Annotated in this window: 21 protein-coding genes; 12 read left to right on the forward strand and 9 right to left on the reverse strand. The window is 66.7% G+C overall.

Features of this window, described 5'->3' with window-relative positions; all coding sequences use genetic code 11:
- Window positions 1-360: 360 nt before the first annotated feature.
- Entirely contained in the window at window positions 361-942 is a 582-nt protein-coding gene (gene phaP, locus DIE16_RS32135; RefSeq protein ID WP_124571312.1) for a TIGR01841 family phasin, read from the reverse strand.
- Between the two features lie 461 nt (window positions 943-1,403).
- A complete protein-coding gene (locus DIE16_RS32140) occupies window positions 1,404-2,168 on the reverse strand; it encodes a ParA family protein (protein ID WP_044847448.1) in 765 nt (254 codons plus the stop codon).
- A gap of 264 nt (window positions 2,169-2,432) precedes the next feature.
- On the opposite strand from DIE16_RS32140, the gene DIE16_RS32145 reads away from it, so the two are divergent.
- Window positions 2,433-2,633: a hypothetical protein gene (locus DIE16_RS32145; RefSeq protein ID WP_235879267.1), complete on the forward strand. Its 201-nt coding sequence runs from the start codon at window positions 2,433-2,435 to the stop codon at window positions 2,631-2,633.
- A gap of 458 nt (window positions 2,634-3,091) precedes the next feature.
- Here DIE16_RS32145 and DIE16_RS32150 read toward each other — a convergent pair whose 3' ends face one another.
- Window positions 3,092-3,640 carry a single-stranded DNA-binding protein gene (locus DIE16_RS32150; protein ID WP_124486498.1) on the reverse strand — a complete coding sequence of 183 codons (549 nt, stop codon included), beginning with the start codon at window positions 3,638-3,640 and terminating at the stop codon, window positions 3,092-3,094.
- 103 nt (window positions 3,641-3,743) lie between these two features.
- A complete protein-coding gene (locus DIE16_RS32155; protein ID WP_044847451.1) occupies window positions 3,744-4,931 on the reverse strand; it encodes an MFS transporter in 1,188 nt (395 codons plus the stop codon).
- Between the two features lie 276 nt (window positions 4,932-5,207).
- On the opposite strand from DIE16_RS32155, the gene uvrA reads away from it, so the two are divergent.
- Together uvrA and DIE16_RS32170 are read left to right on the forward strand one after the other, a co-directional pair.
- A complete protein-coding gene (gene uvrA, locus DIE16_RS32165) occupies window positions 5,208-8,093 on the forward strand; it encodes an excinuclease ABC subunit UvrA (RefSeq protein WP_044847452.1) in 2,886 nt (961 codons plus the stop codon).
- A 255-nt stretch (window positions 8,094-8,348) separates the two neighbouring features.
- Window positions 8,349-9,431 carry an AI-2E family transporter gene (locus DIE16_RS32170; protein WP_185735543.1) on the forward strand — a complete coding sequence of 361 codons (1,083 nt, stop codon included), beginning with the start codon at window positions 8,349-8,351 and terminating at the stop codon, window positions 9,429-9,431.
- 136 nt (window positions 9,432-9,567) lie between these two features.
- Here the strand turns inward: DIE16_RS32170 and purU are convergent, their stop codons facing one another.
- The 5 genes from purU to DIE16_RS32195 form a co-directional block, all read right to left on the reverse strand.
- The gene (gene purU, locus DIE16_RS32175) at window positions 9,568-10,452 is read right to left on the reverse strand and encodes a formyltetrahydrofolate deformylase (RefSeq protein ID WP_124486499.1); all 885 of its coding nucleotides are present in this window, start codon (window positions 10,450-10,452) and stop codon (window positions 9,568-9,570) included.
- 115 nt (window positions 10,453-10,567) lie between these two features.
- Window positions 10,568-11,425 (reverse strand): NUDIX hydrolase family protein, encoded by an 858-nt coding sequence (locus DIE16_RS32180; RefSeq protein ID WP_124894132.1) that lies wholly within the window; start codon window positions 11,423-11,425, stop codon window positions 10,568-10,570.
- Between the two features lie 5 nt (window positions 11,426-11,430).
- On the reverse strand, window positions 11,431-12,045 hold the full coding sequence (locus DIE16_RS32185; protein WP_124486501.1) for a LysE family translocator: 615 nt from the start codon (window positions 12,043-12,045) through the stop codon (window positions 11,431-11,433).
- Between the two features lie 41 nt (window positions 12,046-12,086).
- Window positions 12,087-12,653 (reverse strand): adenine phosphoribosyltransferase, encoded by a 567-nt coding sequence (locus tag DIE16_RS32190; RefSeq protein WP_124894133.1) that lies wholly within the window; start codon window positions 12,651-12,653, stop codon window positions 12,087-12,089.
- A 78-nt stretch (window positions 12,654-12,731) separates the two neighbouring features.
- Window positions 12,732-14,738, reverse strand: a complete 2,007-nt coding sequence (locus tag DIE16_RS32195; protein ID WP_044847457.1) for a monovalent cation:proton antiporter family protein — start codon at window positions 14,736-14,738, stop codon at window positions 12,732-12,734.
- Window positions 14,739-14,863: 125 nt separating this feature from the next.
- Between DIE16_RS32195 and kdsD the strand changes: the two genes are divergently transcribed.
- The 9 genes from kdsD to hprK all read left to right on the forward strand — a co-directional run bounded on the left by kdsD (window position 14,864) and on the right by hprK (window position 22,449).
- Window positions 14,864-15,847 (forward strand): arabinose 5-phosphate isomerase KdsD, encoded by a 984-nt coding sequence (gene kdsD / locus DIE16_RS32200; protein WP_044847458.1) that lies wholly within the window; start codon window positions 14,864-14,866, stop codon window positions 15,845-15,847.
- Window positions 15,847-16,383 carry an HAD family hydrolase gene (locus tag DIE16_RS32205; protein WP_044847459.1) on the forward strand — a complete coding sequence of 179 codons (537 nt, stop codon included), beginning with the start codon at window positions 15,847-15,849 and terminating at the stop codon, window positions 16,381-16,383. The genes kdsD and DIE16_RS32205 overlap by 1 nt, the downstream gene beginning before the upstream one ends.
- A 3-nt stretch (window positions 16,384-16,386) precedes the next feature.
- Window positions 16,387-17,001, forward strand: a complete 615-nt coding sequence (gene lptC, locus DIE16_RS32210) for an LPS export ABC transporter periplasmic protein LptC (protein WP_044847460.1) — start codon at window positions 16,387-16,389, stop codon at window positions 16,999-17,001.
- A gap of 20 nt (window positions 17,002-17,021) precedes the next feature.
- Complete coding sequence (gene lptA, locus DIE16_RS32215; protein ID WP_044847461.1) at window positions 17,022-17,687, forward strand: lipopolysaccharide transport periplasmic protein LptA; 666 nt, start codon at window positions 17,022-17,024, stop codon at window positions 17,685-17,687.
- On the forward strand, window positions 17,684-18,460 hold the full coding sequence (lptB, locus tag DIE16_RS32220) for an LPS export ABC transporter ATP-binding protein (protein ID WP_124486505.1): 777 nt from the start codon (window positions 17,684-17,686) through the stop codon (window positions 18,458-18,460). Before lptA ends, lptB begins: the two co-directional genes overlap by 4 nt.
- 157 nt (window positions 18,461-18,617) lie before the next feature.
- The gene (locus DIE16_RS32225; protein WP_044847463.1) at window positions 18,618-20,123 is read left to right on the forward strand and encodes an RNA polymerase factor sigma-54; all 1,506 of its coding nucleotides are present in this window, start codon (window positions 18,618-18,620) and stop codon (window positions 20,121-20,123) included.
- A 159-nt stretch (window positions 20,124-20,282) separates the two neighbouring features.
- Window positions 20,283-20,642, forward strand: a complete 360-nt coding sequence (gene hpf, locus DIE16_RS32230; RefSeq protein ID WP_006477786.1) for a ribosome hibernation-promoting factor, HPF/YfiA family — start codon at window positions 20,283-20,285, stop codon at window positions 20,640-20,642.
- Between the two features lie 169 nt (window positions 20,643-20,811).
- Window positions 20,812-21,351 (forward strand): PTS sugar transporter subunit IIA, encoded by a 540-nt coding sequence (locus tag DIE16_RS32235; protein ID WP_044847464.1) that lies wholly within the window; start codon window positions 20,812-20,814, stop codon window positions 21,349-21,351.
- Window positions 21,352-21,480: 129 nt separating this feature from the next.
- Window positions 21,481-22,449 (forward strand): HPr(Ser) kinase/phosphatase, encoded by a 969-nt coding sequence (hprK, locus tag DIE16_RS32240; protein WP_006483133.1) that lies wholly within the window; start codon window positions 21,481-21,483, stop codon window positions 22,447-22,449.
- Window positions 22,450-22,512 lie beyond the last annotated feature (63 nt).

Genomic DNA, 22,512 nt, shown 5'->3' on the forward strand with positions numbered 1-22,512 from the left:
GCCGCGATCTTCGCGAGCGAGCCGCCGAATTTGCCGACCGCGGTCCGCGCGGCCGATACGATCACTACGTCCGTCATGTTTTGTTCCTGCATCGAAATCAGTGGGTCGATCCGTGTTGCATGCTGTATCGCGTGCCGGGGCCGGGCGGCACGGCGGCCGACGTCGGCGCTTGAGCGCCATACGGCCCGCGATGCGGCTCGGGGCTCGCGCTTTCACGCGCGCCGCCCATTCGCCCGCTCCAGCCGGGCCCGGACACGCTGCGGCGAGCCGGACGCCACCGGCCACCACGCGGCACACGCGGCGGCCGGCGCCCGCCGGCGCCGTTCGATCAATGGTGTCGCGCCTGCGCGCGACACGCGCTCATGCAGCCGATTCGCGCGAAGCGGCTTCCTTGCGTGCGGCAGCCGCCGTCTGCTTGGCACCGCGCGTCGCCGTTTCGCTGACCGCGTCGAAACCGCTTTGTGCGGCTTCGATTGCCTGCCCCGTCGCTGCGCGCACGGAGTCTGCCGCGGCAGTCGCCGCGGACAGCGCCGAATTCAGAGCGGCGACCACCGCGCCCGAACCGGCCGGCGCATGCTTCGTCAGCTCGCCGACCACCTCCTTCACGCGCTTGTCGTTCTGCTCGTATTGCGCCTGCGCGACCTTCGCCCACTCGGCCTGCGTCGACACCGCGATGTCGAACAGATGGCGACCGTACGCGACGGCCTTGCCGGCCGCTTCCTGCGGTGCGGCGACTTGCTGCGCGAAGCCCGCAGCCGGGTTGCTCGCGTTGAACGCGTTCTTCAGCTTGTCCTCGTATTCGTCGAGCGCCGTCTTGGCCGCTTGCAGGTTGAGTTCGACGACGGCTTCGAAACCATTGATTGCCGGACGCGCAATCGCGAACCAGGCGGCAATTCCGGACTGGTAATCGGCGGCGAATTTTTCGGGGGCAAATACGGACATCGGGCACGCTCCTGTTAGCAATGCGAGAGACGAACGAAAAAAATGGAAGCCAGATCGAGGTCCGCTTCCTTATTCACAACCCGCAGGCACGATTGACTGCGGGGAGTTGAAGATTGCCATTCTAGATGGATTAATTGTCAATTAAATGGCATTAATAGTAGGTAAAAACCCTGATCGATCGGGTTGATCTCCTCGCAATCTGCGCCCGCACACAATGGGGCCGCGTCGCAACGCCTTGTCCCGAAATGATTTTTACTTTTTTACGGCATGGCGCACCGCGACGTCCGTAACATTTACCCCGTCATTATTCCGGTTATTTGAAAAACAGGTGCGCATTGGAAAATAGGGCAGATTCCCCTGTAATCGTTTTTCCAGATTTATTTTGAAATCGTTACCGGGATTATTAATGACGAATTCAATGATCGTATATAAACCGCCGGGCCGGGCCAGCGCCGACACTCTCACCCGACCAGTTCGCGATGCAGCGCGCGAAACTCCTGCGCGAGCTTGTGTGCCGGCTCGAGATGGATCACCGGCGTCGACTGCTGATGCGATTCGCGGATCTTCACCGATGCCGAGAGCCGCGACGCCAGCACCGGCAGCCCTTCCTCGACGAGTTCGTCGACCAGCCGCTGCGGCAGGCTCGCGCGCGGCTGGAACTGGTTGATGACGATCCCTTCGACCTCGAGCGCCGCGTTGTGGTCCTGCTGGATTTCCTTCACGTTCTCGAGCAGCGTGTACAGCGCGCGGCGCGAGAAGTCGTCGCAGTCGAACGGAATCAGGCAGCGCTCGACCGCGATCAGCGCCGAGCGCGTGTAGAAGTTCAGTGCGGGCGGCGTGTCGATGTAGACGGCATCGTAGGTGTCGAGCTCGTTGAGCGCGTCGCGCAGCTTGTAGATCTTGTAGCGCGACTCGAGCTTGCCGTGCAGCGTGTCGAGGTCCGGATGCGCGGGCATCACGTCGAGCCCGTCGAACGGCGTCGGATGGATGAACGATGCGACGTCGACCGGCCGGAAGTTGAAGGTCAGCGCGGTCTCGAAGAATTCGGCGACGCCGGGATGCGCGTCGGTGGCCCGGTCGCCGAGCAGGTAGTGCGTGGAATTCGCCTGCGCGTCGAGGTCGATGACGAGCGTGCGCAGCCCTTCGCTCGCGCTGATCGCCGCCAGGTTGCAGACGATCGTCGACTTGCCCACCCCGCCCTTTTGGTTGAATACGACCCGCCGCATTGTGTCTCCTTCGATCGAAACGTCGAAAAATCGAGCTTAGCCGGTCAATCGTGGCGGCCGCGTGACATCGATCAGATACACGAACCGCCCGGGAGATTTGCTGAGCGGCGCGACGAACGACTGGAAATCACCACGGAAGACGCGCGCACGAGGAACGGGCACAAGGGCTAATGTTGCGACGCAACATCCGAACTGTTAAACTAGGGAAAACCCGTAGTTCAAGCTTGCGAAGGAGCAGTCGTGTACCCCGTATTTTCGTTCCTGATGGATCTGCTGCCGGGCCGCAGCGCGGCTTCGTTTTCGCCGTCGGCAAAAGTAAACCGTGTCACGTTCACGGGTGCCGTGGACCGCAGCGATGGCGTGATCCTGTCGATCAACGGTAGCGACGCGCTGGTCCGTTGGCCGAAGGGTGGAAAATCCGTCGAGCGCGTCAGCAATCTGGTCGCGATCGTCACGGAAGCGTAAGCGGTTCTGTTCTGCGGCGGCCACGGCGCCGCTCTTGTCATGGTCCGCACCGTCCGAAGCAGGCGACTCGGGCGTGAATGCCACGGCCCCCATGTCGGGAATGCGCCGTTGCAGTCTTCAGGAAACCTGCTCACCGGCGCGGTTGCGTCGGTTGAAGTTTGCGGTCGGCATGCTCGCCACGTAAGCACAACAGACGTCAGAGCCATCGCGCCCGCGACGACGAACGTCCGCTGACGGGGGAGTCCATTCTCAAGTCTCGCCCATCCGACGCGGCCGGCGCCAGCGGCTTCTCCCCGCCTTGCACGACGCCACCACGACGCTCCTCACGCCCGATCGGGCACGTTCCGCCCAAACCCCAAAAAACGCGCAAACGAAAAAAGGACCCGAAGATCCAGGCTGAACCAGTGATTCAGCGTGGAGATTCGGGCCCCTCTTTACATCGGGAACCGGCGTTCCGCTTAGAACGGAATATCGTCGTCCATCTCGTCGAAGCCGCCGCCTGCCGGCGCGCTCGGACGGCTCTGGCCGCCGCCTGCACCGCCGCGCGGCGCGCCGCCGGCACGACCGCCGCCGCCGCGTTCCATCTGTTCGCCGCCGCGGCCGCCGCCACCACCACCGTAGCCGCCGCCGTAACCGCCTTCGTCACCGCCGCCACCGCCGCCGCCCGAACCGCCGCGGCCGCCGAGCATCTGCATCTGGTCGGCGACGATTTCGGTCGAGTAGCGATCCTGGCCGTCCTGGCCCTGCCACTTGCGCGTGCGGATGCGGCCTTCGATATAGACCGACGAACCCTTCTTCAGGTACTCGCTGACGATTTCGGCGAGACGGCCGAAGAACGCGACGCGGTGCCACTCGGTCATTTCCTTGAAATCGCCGCTTGCCTTGTCCTTGTAGCGATCGGTCGTCGCGAGACGGATGTTCGCAACCGCGTCGCCGCTCGGCAGGTAACGGACTTCAGGATCGGCGCCGAGATTGCCGACGAGGATGACCTTGTTGACGGATGCCATGTGTTTCTCCAGTAAATTCGATGCCGGGCCGCCCGCGAATGTCGTCGGAGCGGCCCGCCGGGCAAGCCGGCGAGCGCCGCCGGTGCCTGCCCGAAAAGAAGGTTCAGGCCTTGCGCGGCGGCGCTTTCATGCTGGCCGCGATTATAAGCCACGCCGCCACGAGCCCCGAGCACGCGTAGAAGACGGTGTTCGCGCCGCCGTGCTTCAGCAGCCAGCCGCCCACGATGCCGCCGAGCGCGAGCCCGATCGATTGCGTGGTGTTGTAGACGCCCGTGGCCGCGCCCTTGCGCGAACCGGGCGCGAGCTTCGACACGAGCGACGGCTGCGACGCTTCCAGGATGTTGAAACCCAGGAAGTACACGAACAGGATCGCCGCCACAATCAGGATGGTATGCGGAGCGCTGCCGAGCAACAATTGGCCGATCAGGATAGCCAGAATGCCACCGAGCAGCACCGGCTTCATCTTGCCCCGTTTTTCCGCGACGATGATCGCCGGGACCATCATCACGAACGCGAGCCCCATCACCGGCAGGTAGACCTTCCAGTGCGCGGCGACCGGCAGCCCGCCGTCGACCAGGAGGCGCGGCACGACGAGGAACAGCGCCGTCTGCGTCGCGTGCAGCACGAGCACGCCGAAGTTCAGGCGCAGCAGCTCGCCGTTGTGCAGCACCTCGCCGAACGGCGCCGGCACGTGCACGGGCTTCGCCGCGTCGGGCACGATCCACACGACGACCCCGATCGCGAGGATCGACAGCACGCCGACGATCGCGAACAGCCCGCTCATCCCGACCCAGTGGAACACGATCGGCGCGCCGACGATCGCGACCGCGAACGACACGCCGATCGAGCCGCCGACCATCGCCATCGCCTTCGTGCGGTTCTGCTCGGAGGTCAGGTCGGCGATGAACGCGAGCACCGCGGACGACACGGCGCCCATCCCCTGGATCACGCGGCCGACGATGATCCACGTGATGTCGTGCGCGAACGCGGCGACGAAGCTGCCGAGCGCGAAGATCAGCAGGCCGGTGGCGATCACGGGCTTGCGGCCGAACTTGTCCGACGCCCACCCGTAGAAGATGTACAGCAGCGACTGCGTGACGCCGTACGCCCCGAGCGCGATGCCGACGAGCAGCACGTTGTCGCCGCCCGGGATGGTTTTCGCGTAGACCGAGAACACCGGCATGATCATGAACAGGCCGAGCATGCGCAGCGCGAAGATCGCCGCGAGCGACGTGGTCGCGCGCAGTTCGGGCGCACTCATGCGGGAAGACGTGGCGGACGGATTGGACATCGGGAATGAATTTCGAATGATCGGAATGTCCGCCCGGCGGCGGGCGGCGGAAGATCAGGGCCACCGGCCCGGCAGGCCTGGCTGGCGCTTTCCGGGGCCGCTTTCCGGGACGTCGGGCAGGCAGCCTGCGGGCCGCCTCGCGCCGTGCGGCGCGGCCGCCTCCCCGGCGTGGACACCGCCTTGCTGCCAGCTGCTGCAAAGGCTGGGGGCCCCCAACGACGGCCTCGAAAAGCCGTTATAGTAGCAGGTTTGGTTCCCTCCATTTTCGCCAGGTTCATGGAACAGATCCGTATCCGTGGGGCACGCACCCACAACCTGAAAAACGTCAATCTCGACCTGCCGCGCCACAAGCTGATCGTGATTACCGGGTTGTCCGGGTCGGGCAAGTCGTCGCTCGCGTTCGACACCCTTTATGCCGAAGGCCAGCGCCGCTACGTCGAGAGCCTGTCCGCGTACGCCCGCCAGTTCCTGCAGCTGATGGAGAAACCCGACGTCGACCTGATCGAGGGCCTGTCGCCCGCGATCTCGATCGAGCAGAAGGCGACGTCCCACAACCCGCGTTCGACCGTCGGCACGGTCACCGAAATCCACGACTACCTGCGACTTTTGTTCGCACGGGTCGGCACGCCGTACTGCCCCGACCACGACATCCCGCTCGAGGCGCAGAGCGTGTCGCAGATGGTCGACGCGGCGCTCGCGCTGCCCGAGGAAACCAAGCTGATGATCCTCGCGCCGGTCGTCGCGAACCGCAAGGGCGAGCACGCCGAGCTGTTCGAGGACATGCAGGCGCAGGGCTTCGTGCGCTTTCGCGTGCGCTCGGGCGGCGGCACCGCGAACGAAGGCGTCGCGAAGATCTACGAGGTCGAGTCGCTGCCGAAGCTCAAGAAGAACGACAAGCACACGATCGACGTCGTCGTCGATCGTCTCAAGGTGCGGCCGGACATGAAGCAGCGCCTCGCGGAATCGTTCGAGACCGCGCTGCGCCTCGCCGACGGCCGCGCGATCGCGCTGGAGATGGATACCGACCACGAACACCTGTTCAGCTCGAAGTTCGCGTGCCCGATCTGCTCGTACTCGCTGCAGGAGCTCGAGCCGCGCCTGTTCTCGTTCAACAACCCGATGGGCGCGTGCCCGGAATGCGACGGCCTCGGCCAGATCACGTTCTTCGACCCGAAGCGGGTCGTCGCGCACCCGTCGCTGTCGCTCGCCGCGGGCGCCGTGAAGGGCTGGGATCGCCGCAACCAGTTCTACTTCCAGATGCTGCAGAGCCTCGCGGCGTTCTACGAATTCGACATCGACGCCGCGTTCGAGGACCTGCCGGAAAAGATCCGCAAGGTGCTGCTGTTCGGCTCGGGCAAGCAGACGATCCCGTTCTCGTACATCAACGAGCGCGGCCGCACGACGATCCGCGAGCACGTGTTCGAAGGGATCATCCCGAACCTCGAGCGCCGCTACCGCGAGACCGATTCGGTCGCGGTGCGCGAAGAGCTCGCGAAATACCAGAACAACCAGCCGTGCCCGTCGTGCGACGGCACGCGGCTGCGCCGCGAGGCGCGCCACGTGCGGGTCGGCACCGGCGACTACGCGCGCGGCATCTATGAAATCAGCGGCTGGCCGCTGCGCGACGCGCTCGGCTATTTCGACGGCCTGTCGCTTGACGGCGCGAAGCGCGAGATCGCCGACAAGGTGATCAAGGAAATCGTCGCGCGCCTGACCTTCCTGAACAACGTCGGCCTCGACTACCTGTCGCTCGAGCGCAGCGCTGAAACGCTGTCCGGCGGCGAGGCGCAGCGGATCCGGCTCGCGTCGCAGATCGGCTCGGGCCTGACCGGCGTGATGTACGTGCTCGACGAGCCGTCGATCGGCCTGCACCAGCGCGACAACGACCGCCTGATCGCGACGCTCAAGCACCTGCGCGACCTCGGCAACTCGGTGATCGTCGTCGAGCACGACGAGGACATGATCCGCACGGCCGACTACGTCGTCGACATGGGCCCCGGCGCGGGCGAGCACGGCGGCGTGATCGTGGCTGAAGGCACGCCGAAGCAGGTGCAGTCGAACCCGCAGTCGCTGACGGGCCAGTATCTGGTCGGCAAGCGCACGATCGAATACCCGGACGAGCGGCTCGCGCCCGACCCCGAGCGGATGCTGCGCATCGTCGACGCGCACGGCAACAACCTGAAGCACGTCGATCTCGAACTGCCGGTCGGCCTGCTGACCTGCATCACCGGCGTGTCGGGCTCCGGCAAGTCGACGCTGATCAACGACACGCTGTATCACGCGGTCGCGCGCCACCTGTACGGCTCGTCGGCCGAGCCGGCGCCGCACGAGGCGATCGAGGGCCTCGAGCACTTCGACAAGGTGATCAACGTCGACCAGTCGCCGATCGGCCGCACGCCGCGCTCGAACCCGGCCACCTACACGGGCCTGTTCACGCCGATCCGCGAGTTGTTCTCGGGCGTGCCGACCGCGAAGGAGCGCGGCTACGATCCGGGCCGCTTCTCGTTCAACGTGAAGGGCGGCCGCTGCGAGTCGTGCCAGGGCGACGGCGTGCTGAAAGTCGAGATGCACTTCCTGCCGGACGTCTACGTGCCGTGCGACGTGTGCCACGGCAAGCGCTACAACCGCGAAACGCTCGAAGTGCAGTACAAGGGCAAGAACATCAGCGAAGTGCTCGACATGACGGTCGAACACGCGTACGAATTCTTCAGCGCGGTGCCGGTGATCGCCCGCAAGCTGAAGACGCTGCTCGACGTCGGCCTCGGCTACATCCGCCTCGGCCAGTCGGCCACGACGCTGTCGGGCGGCGAGGCGCAGCGCGTGAAGCTGTCGCTGGAACTGTCGAAGCGCGACACGGGCCGCACGCTGTACATCCTCGACGAGCCGACCACCGGCCTGCACTTCCACGACATCGCGCTGCTGCTCGAGGTGATCCACCGGCTGCGCGACCAGGGCAACACGGTCGTGATCATCGAGCACAACCTCGACGTGATCAAGACGGCCGACTGGGTGATCGACCTCGGCCCCGAAGGCGGGGCCGGCGGCGGCCAGATCATCGCGCAGGGCACGCCCGAGCAGGTCGCGAAGACCAAGGCGAGCTTCACCGGCAAGTACCTCGCGCCGCTGCTCAAGCGCCCGGCCCGCAAGGCGGCGGCCGGCTGACACTTTCCGTTCCCGCGCGCGGCTGCCCGGCCGCGCGCGCCCGGCAGCGGGGCGGCGCCGGCCTCCTCGTTTTCCCTTCTGCGGTTTTCCCCTCTGCGTTTACACCACGAGCCAAACAGCCCCGTGGCGGACCATAATGGCAGCTATACTTTACGGTCGTAAGGTTCGCCATCCGCACCAATCCGGTGCGGCGCCGGGCGATCGCCGCCGTGTCGCCCACCGCGCGGCACGGCACACGAACGACAGGAATCCATGATGGAGAAGCAACAAGAGTCGCGCGACGCGCAGAACCGCGAGCCGCACCTGCGCAGCGTGCGGCTGACGAGCGACTTCAGCCTGCCGAAGCTGTCGGCGATCGAGATCGGCAGCTACCTGTTCGCCCTCATCGCGATGGTGCTCGTCATCGAACTCAAGCTGCTGGGCGGGCTGCTGGCCGGCATGCTGGTCTATCAGCTGATCCACACGATCGCCCCGGTGATCGAACGCCACACCACGAGCATGCGCGCGCGCTGGGTCGCCGTCGTGCTGCTGTCGATCGCGATCGTCGGCGGGCTCACGGGCCTCACGATCGGCATCATCGACCACTTCGAGCACACGGTGCCGAACCTGCAGAGCCTTCTTGGCCAGCTGATGCAGATCGTCGAGCAGACGCGCGCCCGCACGCCGGCCTGGATCGCGAACCTGCTGCCGGTCGACGTCGAACAGATGAAGACCAAGGCGGCGCTGCTGATGCACTCGCACATGGACCAGCTCCAGCAAGGCGGCAAGAGCGTCGCGCGCGGCTTCGGCCACGTGGTGTTCGGGATGATCATCGGCGCGATGATCGCGATCGGCGTCGAGCACGGCAAGGTGCGTCGGCCGCTGTCGACCGCGCTCGTCACGCGCGTGTCGCGCTTCGCCGAATCGTTCCGCCGGATCGTGTTCGCGCAGATCAAGATCTCGGCGATCAACGCGACCTTTACCGGCATCTACCTGCTCGTCGCGCTGCCGATCTTCCACCAGCGGCTGCCGCTGTCGAAAACACTGGTGCTCGTCACGTTCATCGTCGGCCTGCTGCCGGTGATCGGCAACCTGATCTCGAACACGCTGATCGTCGCGGTGTCGCTGTCGGTCAGCATGGGCACCGCGATCGCGTCGCTCGCGTTCCTCATCGTGATCCACAAGCTCGAATACTTCCTGAACGCAAAGATCATCGGCGGCCAGATCGAGTCGCGCGCGTGGGAGCTGCTGCTCGCGATGCTGATCATGGAAGCCGCGTTCGGGCTGCCGGGCGTGATCGCCGCGCCGATCTTCTATGCGTACATGAAGCGCGAGCTGTACATGCTGCGGCTGATCTGACGCGCCGTACCCGACGCAACCCGATCCCCGCGCATCACGCGAAAAAAACGCCGCGCCCCGTCAAGGGCGCGGCGTTCTTGTTTGCGGCAACCGACGGCCTGCGCAGGCCGGCCGGCGCGCATCACCGATCAGCCGATCAGCGGAACACGACGGTCTTCGTCCCGTTCAGCACGATCCGGTGCTCGACGTGCCACTTCACCGCACGCGCGAGCGTCACGCACTCGACGTCGCGGCCGATCGCGGTGAGCTGGTCGGGCGTCATGCTGTGGTCGACGCGCTCGACTTCCTGCTCGATGATCGGGCCTTCGTCGAGGTCGGTCGTCACGTAGTGCGCGGTCGCGCCGATCAGCTTCACGCCGCGGTCGAACGCCTGGTAGTACGGCTTCGCGCCCTTGAAGCTCGGCAGGAACGAATGGTGGATGTTGATCGCGCGGCCGGCGAGCTGCTGGCACATGTTCGGCGACAGGATCTGCATGTAGCGCGCGAGCACGACGAGATCGGCCTGGTGTTCGTCGATCACTTCCAGCACCCGCGCTTCCTGCGCGGCCTTCGCCGCATCGGACGAACCGCCGACGAGCGGGAAATGATGGAACGGGATGTTGTAGCTGGCGGCGAGCTGGTAGAACTCCTTGTGGTTCGACACGATCGCCGGAATCTCGATCGGCAGCTGGCCGGTGCGGTAGCGGAACAGCAGGTCGTTCAGGCAGTGGCCGATCTTCGACACCATGATCACGACGCGCGGCTTCACGGCCGCGTCGTGCATTTCCCAGCGCATCCCGAACTGCTCGGCGAGCGGCGCGAATTCCTCGCGCAGCGTGTCGAGCGCCGACGCGGCATCCGCGCCCTCGCCGTCCTGCACGAAGTGCACGCGCATGAAGAACTCGCCGGTGCGGCTGTCGCCGAACTGCGCCGAATCGAGGATGTTGTTGGCGCGCTCGAACAGGAAGCCCGAGACCGCGTGGACGATGCCATGCCGGTCGGGGCACGACAGTTTCAAGATAAAGCTGTGATCGGTCGACATGACCGCTACTCCCTTCGTTTCGGTATTCGTCAAATAGGCCGTTCGTCCGGCCTCACCCTGGGGCCCAAGCCCGGGCAGGCAGGCGGCGCCTTCAGGTGGCTCGCCAGGTGGCACGTCAGGCGGCCGGCGCGAACAGCGCGTCGATGCCCGCGGCGTCCGCCGCCGATAGCCAGCGGTGGCGCAGCAGCGTGTCGAGCATCGCGAGGCTCGCATCCATCGTCGCGCGGCCTTCGCGCAGCCAGCCGATCACCTCGGGCACGCCGGCCAGCAGGTGCTCGGCCACTTCGCCGTCCTGGTTGTGCGGCGCGAAGTCGCGCGGCAGCGGCAGGTCGTACACGAAGATCAGTTCGGACTGCGTGCCTTCCGGCAGCGAACACAGTACCTGCACCGCGCGGCCCGCGATCGCGCGTGCCGCCAGTTCGGCCGGCATGCCGGCCTCTTCCCAGCATTCCTTCGTGAGCGTCTCGTGAACGCCCAGGCCCCAGCCGATGCCGCCCGCGACGACGTTGTCGAGCATGCCTGGGTCGGTGGCCTTGGTCGCGCTGCGGCGGCCGAGCCACATCTGCGGCGCGGCGGACGAACCCGGCGCAGCCGCATATTCTACGATGCCGTTCAGGTGCACCGCATAAGTCTGCGTGCCGAAGAAGCGCGACGCGGCGCGCTCGATGTACGCGAGCGGCGGATCGTCGAAGCGGTTGCGGATCGCATAGATCTCGTCGCGCCAGCCGGGAATCGCGCCTTCGGCCGCCAGCGCGCCGATCGCGCTCGCGAGCGCCATGCTGCGCGCGTCGACCGTGTCATAGCGCGCCGACAGCACGACGCGCGCGTCCGTCAGCTCGAACACGTCGGGCCAGCGCGCGAGCTTCGCGACGTCCTGGCGGCGCACCCAGCCCACGACCACGCCGGCGATCTCGAAACGCAGGTGCGCGGCCGGATCGAAGCGGCGCGCGGCCGCAATGCACGGAAACGTCATCGGGCTCAGTCCTTCAGCGCGACGCGGATGCCGATCGCGATGAAGGTCGCGCCGGCGATCCGGTCGAGCCACACACCGGCCTTCGGGCGGCGCTTCAGCCATGTGCCGATCGCGCCCGCGCCGACGCCGAACAGCGAGAAGATCGCGGCCGTCTGCAGCATGAACAGCGCGCCGAGCTCGAACATCTGCAGCGTCACGCCCTGCACGCCGTGCGGATCGACGAACTGCGGCAGGAACACGACGAAGAACAACGTGACCTTCGGGTTCATCAGGTTGCCGATCACGCTCTGCCGGAAGATCGCGCCAAGCGGCTGCGGCGGGCGCGCGTGCGCGTTCGCGAGGCCCTGGCTGCGCAGCGCCTTGATGCCGATCCACACGAGGTACGCGGCGCCCGCGAGCTTCAGCGTCTGGAACGCGACCGGCGACGAGCGCAGCACCGCCGCGACGCCGAGCGCCGCGAGCGTCGTATGGAACAGGATTCCGGCCGTGAAGCCGAGCGCGGCGACGAAGCCGGCCGCGCGGCCCTGCGAGATGCCGCGCGCGAGCACCTGCAGGTTGTCGGGACCCGGCGCGAACGTGATCGCGATCGACGTGGCGAGAAACAGCATGAAGTTGGGCATCGTGACCTCGCGGCGTGGGCCGGCTCCAGTGGTTCAGTGGTTCAGTGGCCGGCGAATTCGGTGACGGTATAGACGGACAGCCCCGCGTTGTGCAGCAGCGTCGAGCCGCCGAGATCGGGCAGGTCGATGATCGCCGCGCCTTCGACGACGACCGCGCCGAGCCGCTGCAGCAGGTTGCGCCCCGCCATCATCGTGCCGCCGGTCGCGATCAGGTCGTCCATGATGATCACGCGGTCGCCGGGGCGGCACGCGTCTTCATGGATCTCGACGGTCGCGCTGCCGTATTCGAGGTCGTACGATTCCGAGCGCGTCTTGTACGGCAGCTTGCCGAGCTTGCGGATCGGCACGAAGCCGACGCTCAGCTCGTACGCGACGATCGGCGCGATGATGAAGCCGCGCGCGTCGAGCCCCGCGACGTAGTCGAGCTTCGCATCGACGTAGCGTTCGACGAACAGGTCGACGAGGATGCGCAGCGCCTTCGGGCTCTGCAGCAGCGTCGTGATGTCGCGGAACTGCACGCCCGGCTGCGGCCAGTCGGGCACGGTGCGGATCTGGCTGTGGATGAAGGCGACCGGATCGAGCGGTGCGCCCGGCGACGAATGCGGCATGAAACTCTCCGAAAAAAACGGTGCGCGAAGATCGGGCACCGTTTCGAATAAATACGGGTCAGGTTATCGAAGCGCGACTCAGGCGAGCGCGGCCGGCGGCTCGCGCCGATGCCGCGACAGCCGCTCCTCCGCGAGCGCGAGCGCTTCGGGCAGCCCGCGCAGCACGACGATGTCGCTCGCGCGCAGCTTGGTCTGCGGGTCGGGTTCGACGCCGCGGATGCCGTGCCGGCGGATCGCCGTGACTTCCAGCCCGAGCGCATACAGCCCGAGCTCCTCCAGCGAGCGCCCGACCGCATCCGCGCGCGCGTCGACCGGCACCGATTGTAGCCGCACCTGCTCGTGATCGTCGTCGTCCGTGTCGTCGGCGCCGCGGAAATAGCCGCGCAGCAGGCTGTAGCGCTCGTCGCGCATCTCCTCGACGCGCCGCACGACCTTGCGCATCGGCACGCCGACCAGCACCAGCGTGTGCGACGCGAGCATCAGGCTGCCCTCGACGATCTCCGGAATCACCTCGGTCGCGCCCGCCGCGAGCAGCTTCTCGAGGTCGGCATCGTCGACCGTGCGCACGATCGCCGGCAGCGTCGGCTCCAGCTCGTGCACGTGGTGCAGCACGCGCAGCGCCGACGGCGTGTTCGCATACGTGATCGCGACGGCCGCCGCGCGATGAATACCGGCCGCGAGCAGCGACTCGCGGCGCGCCGCGTCGCCGAACACGACCGATTCGCCGGCCGTCGCGGCCGCGCTCACGCGATCGGGGTCGAGGTCGAGCGCGACATACGAAATGCCTTCCTGCTCGAGCATGCGCGCCAGGTTCTGCCCGGCGCGGCCGTAGCCGCAGATGATCACGTGGCCACGCTGCTTGAGGCTTTGCGTCGCGATCCGCGTCATCTGCAGCGACTGCTGCATCCATTCCGTCGACGACAGCCGCATCACGATCCGGTCGGCGTTCTGGATCAGGAACGGCGCGGCGAGCATCGACAGCAGCATCGACGCGAGGATCGCCTGCAGCAGCGTCGAATCGACGAGATGCCGGTCGAGGATCAGGTTCAGCAGCACGAAGCCGAATTCGCCGGCCTGCGCGAGGCCGATGCCGGTGCGCATCGCGACGCCCGGCGTCGCGCCGAACAGCCGCGCGAGCCCGGCGATCATCGTCCCCTTGAACAGGATCTGCCCGACGAAGAAGCCGAGCACCAGCAACGGATGCTCCCAGATCACGCGCGGATCGAGCAGCATCCCGGTCGTCACGAAAAACAGGCCGAGCAGCACGTCGCGGAACGGCTTGATGTCCTCTTCCACCTGATGGCGGAACGGCGTCTCGGAGATCAGCATCCCCGCGATGAACGCGCCGAGCGCGAGCGACAGGCCGAAGCGGTCGGTGATGAACGCGGCGCCGAGCGTGACGAGCAGCAGGTTCAGCACGAACAGTTCCTGCGAGCGGCGCCGCGCGACGACGTTGAGCCAGCGCGTCATGAAACGCTGGCCGACGATCAGCAGCAGCGCGAGCGCGATCACGATCTTAACGGCCGCGAACCCGAGCGTGAGCGCGAGATCCTTCGACGACTCGGCGCCGAACGCGGCGATCACGATCAGCAGCGGCACCACCGCGAGATCCTGGAACAGCAGCACGCCGAAGATGTTGCGGCCGTGCGCGGTCTCGATCTCGAGCCGCTCGGCGAGCATCTTCGACACGATCGCCGTCGACGACATCGCGAGCGCGCCGCCGAGCGCGACGCTGCCCTGCCACGTGATGTGCACCCAGCGCTCGAACAACGCGCCGAGCACGACCGCGAGCGCGAGGGTCGCGACCACCTGCAGCAGCCCGAGCCCGAACACGAGCCGCTGCATCGCCCGCAGCTTCGCGAGCGAGAATTCGAGGCCGATCGAGAACATCAGGAACACCACGCCGAATTCCGCGAGATGCTCGGCCCGTTCGAGGTCCGCGGCGATGCCGAACGCGTGCGGGCCGACCAGGATGCCGACGGTCAGGTAGCCGAGCATCGGCGGCAGGTTCAGCGAGCGAAATACGACGACGCCCACTACCGAGGCCAGCAGCAGCAGCAGGGTCATTTCGAGCGGGGAAATCACGGGCGAAGCGTCCTCGTTCGTCGGGGCCACGGCAAGGCGGGCGGGGGTGGTGGCGGTAGGCAAGCGGCATCGGACGAGTCCGAAGGCGCGGCGCGGCGAACAAACGCCTTTGCTATACTCCGCGCATGATAGCGAAAATCAATGATGATCGGGCGCTCGCGCTCGCCCGCGACGTGCTCGACATCGAGGCGGACGCCGTGCGCGCGCTGCGCGACCAGCTCGACGGCGACTTCGTTCAGGCCGTCGCGCTGCTGCTCGGCTGCCGCGGCCGCGTCGTGGTATCCGGCATCGGCAAATCGGGGCATATCGCCCGCAAGATCGCGGCCACGCTCGCCAGCACCGGCACGCCGGCCTTCTTCGTCCACCCGGCCGAGGCCAGCCACGGCGACCTCGGCATGGTCACGTCGGACGACGTCTTCATCGGCATCTCCTATTCCGGCGAATCGGAAGAACTCGTCGCGATCCTGCCGCTCGTGAAGCGGATCGGCGCGAAGCTGATCGCGATCACGGGCCGCGCGGAATCGAGCCTTGGCACGCTCGCCGACGTGAACCTGAACGCCGCGGTGTCGAAGGAAGCCTGCCCGCTGAACCTCGCCCCCACCGCGAGCACGACCGCCGCGCTCGCGCTCGGCGACGCGCTCGCCGTCGCGGTGCTCGACGCGCGCGGCTTCGGTTCCGAGGATTTCGCGCGCTCGCATCCGGGCGGCGCGCTCGGCCGGCGCCTGCTCACCCACGTGCGCGACGTGATGCGCTCGGGCGACGACGTGCCGCGCGTCGGGCTCGACGCGACGCTGTCGGACGCCCTGTTCCAGATCACCGCGAAGCGGCTGGGCATGACCGCCGTGGTCGAGCCCGACGGCCGCGTGGCCGGCATCTTCACCGACGGCGACCTGCGCCGTGTGCTCGCGCGCGACGGCGATTTCCGCACGCTGCCGATCGTCGACGTGATGACGCGCGAGCCGCGCACGATCGGCCCCGACCATCTCGCGGTCGAGGCCGTGGAACTGATGGAGCGCCACCGGATCAACCAGATGCTGGTGGTCGATGCCGACGGCGCGCTGATCGGCGCGCTGAACATGCACGACCTGTTTTCGAAGAAGGTGATCTGATGAGCGCAGCGCTGACTGCGGCCGAACGCGCGAGCCGCGTGAAGCTGATGATTTTCGACGTCGACGGCGTGCTGACCGACGGCGGGCTGCTGTTTACCGCGGCCGGCGACGCGATGAAGTCGTTCAATTCGCTCGATGGCCACGGCGTGAAGCTGCTCGGCGAAGCCGGCATCGCAACCGCGATCATCACCGGCCGCCGCTCGGAAATCGTCGCGGCACGCGCGAAGGAAATGAAGATCGCGCACCTGTTCCAGGGCGTCGAGAACAAGCTCGCCGTATTCGCCGACCTGATCGCATCGCTCGGCATCACCGCCGACGCCTGCGGCTACATGGGCGACGACTGGCCCGACCTGCCGGTGATGCTGCGCTGCGGCTTCGCGACGGCACCGGCCAACGCGCACCCCGAGGTGATCGCGCGTGCGCACTGGGTGGCCGAGGCCCGCGGGGGCCACGGCGCGGTGCGCGAGGTCTGCGACGCGATCCTGCGCGCGCAGCGCCGCTACGACGCGCTGCTTGCGGCTGCCTGTGGAGCCTGACGGATGAACACGCATTTCCGCTGGACCCAGCTGCTGCCGCTCGTCGCGGTCGCCGCGCTCGCGGGCATCACGTGGTGGCTGCTGCAGGCGACGCTGCCGCCGCCCGGCGAGGGTGCCGTGCGGCCGAAGCGCCACACGCCCGATTATTTCGCGGACAACTTTTCCGTCACCGAGCTCGACCAGTCCGGCTCGACGCAATACCGGCTGACGGCCGCGAAGCTGATCCATTACGAAGACACCGACAACAGCGACCTGACCGATCCGGCCATGCGCGCGTTCCAGCCCGGCAAGCCGGTCGTGACGACCACCGCGAAGCGCGGCACCGTCAACGGCGACGTGTCGATCGTCGACTTGTACGACGATGCGCGCATCCTGCGCGTGGCCGGCGGCGGCGATCCGCAGATGCAGGCCGATTCCCAGCATTTCCGGATCTTCGTCAATGACGATGTGATCCAGACCGAAAAGCCGGTTAAACTTCAGCGCGGCCTGTCGCTCGTCAACGCGACCGACGGCATGAAGTACAACAACGTCACCCGGGTCATCGAGCTTTACGGCAACGTGCGCGGCACGATCGCCGCGGCGGACACGTCCGGCGGCTCGAAAGGTCAATCCAGGTGACGCATCCCTCACGTGACTGCATGAACGAACCGTTCCCTCGACAGAATTCCGGCGGCGCTGCGCGCGCCGTCCGCGCCGCGCTCGCCGCGACGCTCGTGGCGCTCCCGCTCGTCGGGCTGGCGCCGCTCGCCCATGCCGAGAAGGCCGACCAGAACAAGCCGATCAACGTCGAGGCGGACAACCTGACCTATGACGACCTGAAGCAGGTGACGGTCGCGACCGGCAACGTCGTGATCACGAAGGGCACGATCATCATCAAGGGCGACCGCGTCGAAGTGCGCCAGGATCCGGAAGGCTATCAGTACGCGACGTCGTTCGGCAGCGGCAAGAAGCACGCGACGTTCCGCCAGAAGCGCGAAGGCCTCGACGAATACATCGACGGCGACGCCGAGCGCATCGACTACGACGGCAAGCAGGACCTGACGACGCTGACGACCGCCGCGACCGTGCGCCGCCTGCAGGGCACGTCGACGATCGCCGACACCGTGCACGGCAGCGTGATCACGTACGACGGCCAGCGCGACTTCTACACCGCGAAGGGCGGCAAGGACGTCGCGGCGCCGGGCAACCCGAACGGCCGCGTGCGCGCGATGCTGTCGCCGAAGAACGGCGGCCCCGGGCAGCTGAACGGCGCGCCGGCGAAGCTGTCGCCGTCGACCACGATCCAGGGAGCGCCGGCCCAATGAACGCGCTTCCGAACCGCCAGCCGGCCGGCACGACGAGCTCGCTCGTCGTGCGCAACCTGAAGAAACGCTACGGCTCGCGCACCGTCGTCAAGGACGTGTCGCTCGACGTGAAGAGCGGCGAGGTCGTCGGCCTGCTCGGCCCGAACGGCGCCGGCAAGACGACGTCGTTCTACATGATCGTCGGCCTCGTGCCGACGGATGCGGGCGAAATCTCGCTGAACGGCAGCTCGATCGGCCTGCTGCCGATCCACAAGCGCGCGTCGCTCGGCCTGTCGTACCTGCCGCAGGAAGCGTCGGTGTTCCGCAAGCTGACCGTCGAGGAAAACATCCGCGCGGTGCTCGAGCTGCAGCACGGCGAAGACGGCAAGCGGCTGTCGAAGGACGCGATCGCGTCGCGCACCGAGGCGCTGCTCGACGAACTGCAGATCGGCCACCTGCGCGAGAACCCGGCGCTGTCGCTGTCGGGCGGCGAACGCCGTCGCGTCGAGATCGCGCGCGCGCTCGCGACCAATCCGAACTTCATCCTGCTCGACGAGCCGTTCGCCGGCGTCGACCCGATCGCGGTGCTCGAGATCCAGAAGATCGTCAAGTTCCTGAAGCAGCGCAACATCGGCGTGTTGATTACCGATCACAACGTCCGCGAAACGCTCGGCATCTGCGACCACGCTTACATCATCAGCGACGGTTCGGTGCTCGCCGCCGGCGCGCCGAGCGAAATCATCGAAAACGAAAGCGTGCGCCGCGTGTACCTCGGCGAACACTTCCGCATGTAAATCCCCCGTGGCTGGCCGCCCCCGCCCGGCATCGCCGCGCGGGGCGCGCCCGCGTGTCCTGCGGCCCCGCCGCGGCCGGGCGCCGCGCCGCGCGTAATCGCGGATGGCTCAAGGCGCCTGGGTCGTGGCAAACTGCCGGTATGACTCCCTCTCTGCCATGAAAGCCAGCCTTCAACTCCGCCTGTCGCAACACCTGGCGCTGACACCGCAACTGCAGCAGTCGATCCGGCTCCTGCAGCTGTCGACGCTCGAACTGCAGCAGGAAGTCGCGATGGCCGTCGCGCAGAATCCGCTGCTCGAGAACGACGACGAATGGATCGCGAGCCCGCTGCGCGTCGCGGCGGACGGATCGCTGATCGCGCAGACGCCGCCCGGACAGAACACCGAACCGGGCATCACGAACGGCAGCAGCCAGTCGAGCGAACGCGCCGAGCGCGACGAGCCGGCCGGCGCCGACGAATACGACGGATACGCATCGGGCGACGCCGGCGACGGCCCGCAGTGGAATCTCGACGAGTTCGGCCGCTCGAGCGGCGCCTCGGACGATGACGATCTCCCGCCGCTGCAGGTGCAGGAAGCCGCGACGTCGCTGCGCGACCACCTGTCCGCGCAATTGCGCGTCACGCAGGCCGGGCCGCGCGACCGCGCGCTCGTGATGTTCCTGATCGAATCGCTCGACGACGACGGCTACCTGACCGCCACGCTCGACGAAGTGCTCGCCGACCTGCCGCCCGAACTGGAAATCGACTGCGACGAACTGAATGCGGCGCTCGCGCTGCTGCACAGTTTCGATCCGGCCGGGGTCGGGGCCCGCTCGGCGTCCGAATGCCTGAAGCTGCAGTTGCTGCGCCTCGATCCGTCCCCCACCCGCACGCTCGCGCTGGAGATCGTGTCGCAGCACCTCGAACTGCTCGCCGCGCGCGACTTCACGCGGCTGCGCAAGCAGCTGAAGGCGAGCGACGACGCGCTGCGCGACGCGCACGCGCTGATCCGCTCGCTGGAGCCGTTCCCCGGCGCTGCCTACGGCAAGGCCGAGGCCGACTACGTCGTGCCCGACATCATCGTGAAGAAGGCCGGCCAGGGCTGGCTCGCGGAACTCAATCCGGAAGTGATGCCGCGCCTGCGGATCAACAACCTGTACGCGAACATCCTGCGCAACAGCCGCGGCGACCCGTCGGCCGGATCGTTGAAACAACAGCTCCAGGAAGCACGCTGGCTGATCAAGAACATCCAGCAGCGATTCGACACGATCCTGCGTGTCGCGCAGGCTATTGTCGAACGTCAGAAGAACTTCTTTGCGCATGGCGAAATTGCCATGCGCCCCTTGGTTTTGCGGGAAATAGCTGATACGCTGGGCCTACACGAGTCGACTGTCAGCCGTGTGACAACCGGGAAGTACATGCTGACCCCGTTCGGGACGCTGGAATTCAAGTACTTCTTCGGATCACACGTTTCGACCGACACCGGAGGCGCCGCATCGTCGACCGCCATCCGAGCCCTGATCAAGCAACTGATAGGAGCTGAAGACCCAAAATCGCCACTTTCGGACAGCCGCATTGCCGAGCTGCTGGCAGAACAGGGATTCGTGGTTGCGCGCCGCACGGTTGCCAAGTACCGCGAAGCCCTCAAGATCCCGGCAGTGAATCTGCGCAAGTCTCTTTAAGCCTGCTGCCTGCCCGGCGGCAGGCGTGTTCCGGCCACCGCGCACTCGGGGAACAGGCCGGGCGACTTGTCCGCGAATTTGCCGCGCCATGCGGCAGGGGCAAGTCGACCGGAGCGCCGCCTCGATGCGGCCGGGTGGTCACTCGCTTGGAGAAGCACTATGAACCTGAAGATCAGTGGACATCATCTCGAAGTCACGCCTGCAATTCGCGAATACGTGATCACCAAGCTGGACCGGGTGCTACGGCATAGCGATCAGGTGATCGATGGCACTGTGATCCTCTCGGTCGACAATCACAAGGAAAAGGACAAGCAGCAGCGCGCGGAAATCAACCTGCATCTGAAGGGCAAGGACATCTTCGTCGAAAGCGCAAACGGCAACCTGTACGCTGCGATCGATCTGCTGATCGACAAGCTGGATCGCCAGGTCGTCAAGCACATGGAGCGTCTGCAGACCCATGCGCACGACCCGATCAAGCTGCAGCCGTCGATCGACCAGATCGAACTGCCGCCGCAATAACGTTCACCGCAACACACACGCCGCCCGGTTCGCCGGGCGTTTTTTTTGCGTCCACGCGGCAGTGGTGCGACCGGTCCGTCCATGCCGCGCCACGCACGCGGCTGTGCTCTATAATGTTCCGGTTATCGCCGGGGGGCGTTGGGTGCGGTAGCTGTCGTGCAGGTTTCCGATGCCGAACGCCTTGATATCGCCGAACATGGAAAATCAGTCTGCCGCCGCAAGGAGACCCCAGGCCGCCCAATCGCCTGCCAACATGAATCGCCTAGCCAAAATCCTGCCCATAGAGAACGTCGTCATCGACCTCTCCGTCACCAGCAAGAAACGCGTCTTCGAACAAGCCGGGCTGATGTTCGAGAATCAGAACGGCATCGCCCGCAGCACCGTCACGGACAACCTGTTCGCGCGCGAGCGCCTCGGCTCGACCGGGCTCGGCGAAGGCGTCGCGATTCCGCACGGGCGCATCAAGGGGCTCAAGCATCCGCTCGCCGCCTTCGTGCGGCTCGCCGACGCGATCCCGTTCGAAGCGCCCGACGGCCAGCCGGTCGGTCTCCTGATTTTCCTGCTCGTCCCCGAGCAAGCCACCCAGCAGCACCTCGAGATCCTGTCGGAAATCGCGCAACTGCTGTCCGATCGCGACGCGCGAGAGCGTCTGCACAACGAAACGGATCTCGCCGAGTTGCATCGCCTGCTCACTCAGTGGCAACCTTGAGTTGATCCGGGCGGATTATTTTCCCGAACGAGGCGGCACACGCCGCCGACCAGGGCCGCCCGGCGCCGGTCCGGCATGGCGACGCCCGTCGCCGCGCGCATGCACCGGCTCATTGGAGTGACGAGAGTCATGGATACGTCCAGCATCAACGCCCAGAGCATCTTCGACGACAACGCGGCCACGCTGAAACTGAGCTGGCTGACGGGGCATGAAGGCTGGGAGCGCGGTTTTTCGGCCGACACCGTCGGCAACGCGACGTCGAGCGCCGACCTCGTCGGCCACCTGAACCTGATCCACCCGAACCGGATCCAGGTGCTCGGCGAAGCCGAAATCGACTACTACCAGCGGCAGACCGACGAAGACCGTTCGCGCCACATGGCCGAGCTGATCGCGCTCGAACCGCCGTTCCTCGTCGTCGCCGGCGGCGCCGCCGCGCCGCCCGAGCTCGTGCTGCGCTGCACGCGCTCATCCACGCCGCTGTTCACGACGCCGATGTCGGCCGCCGCCGTGATCGACAGCCTGCGGCTCTACATGTCGCGCATCCTCGCGCCGCGCGCGACACTGCACGGCGTGTTCCTCGACATCCTCGGGATGGGCGTGCTGCTCACCGGCGACTCCGGGCTCGGCAAGAGCGAACTCGGCCTCGAACTCATCAGCCGCGGCCACGGCCTCGTCGCCGACGACGCGGTCGACTTCGTCCGACTTGGCCCCGATTTCGTCGAAGGCCGCTGCCCGCCGCTGCTGCAGAACCTGCTCGAAGTGCGCGGCCTCGGCCTGCTCGACATCAAGACGATCTTCGGCGAAACCGCGGTGCGCCGGAAAATGAAGCTGAAGCTGATCGTCCAGCTCGTGCGCCGCCCGGACGGCGAATTCCAGCGGCTGCCGCTGGAAAGCCAGACGGTCGACGTGCTCGGTCTGCCGATCAGCAAGGTCACGATCCAGGTCGCGGCCGGCCGCAACCTCGCGGTGCTGGTCGAGGCGGCCGTGCGGAACACGATCCTGCAGTTGCGCGGCATCGACACGTTGCGCGATTTCATGGATCGGCAACGACTCGCGATGCAGGATCCCGACAGCCAGTTCCCCGGCAAGCTCGTGTAACCGCCCGGCGCCGGCCTCGCAGCGCCGACGCGTCGAGCCGGTGCTATGATGAAACGTCAGGAT

The organism is Burkholderia sp. Bp9090 (genome assembly GCF_003857985.1).
Taxonomy (GTDB): Bacteria; Pseudomonadota; Gammaproteobacteria; order Burkholderiales; family Burkholderiaceae; genus Burkholderia.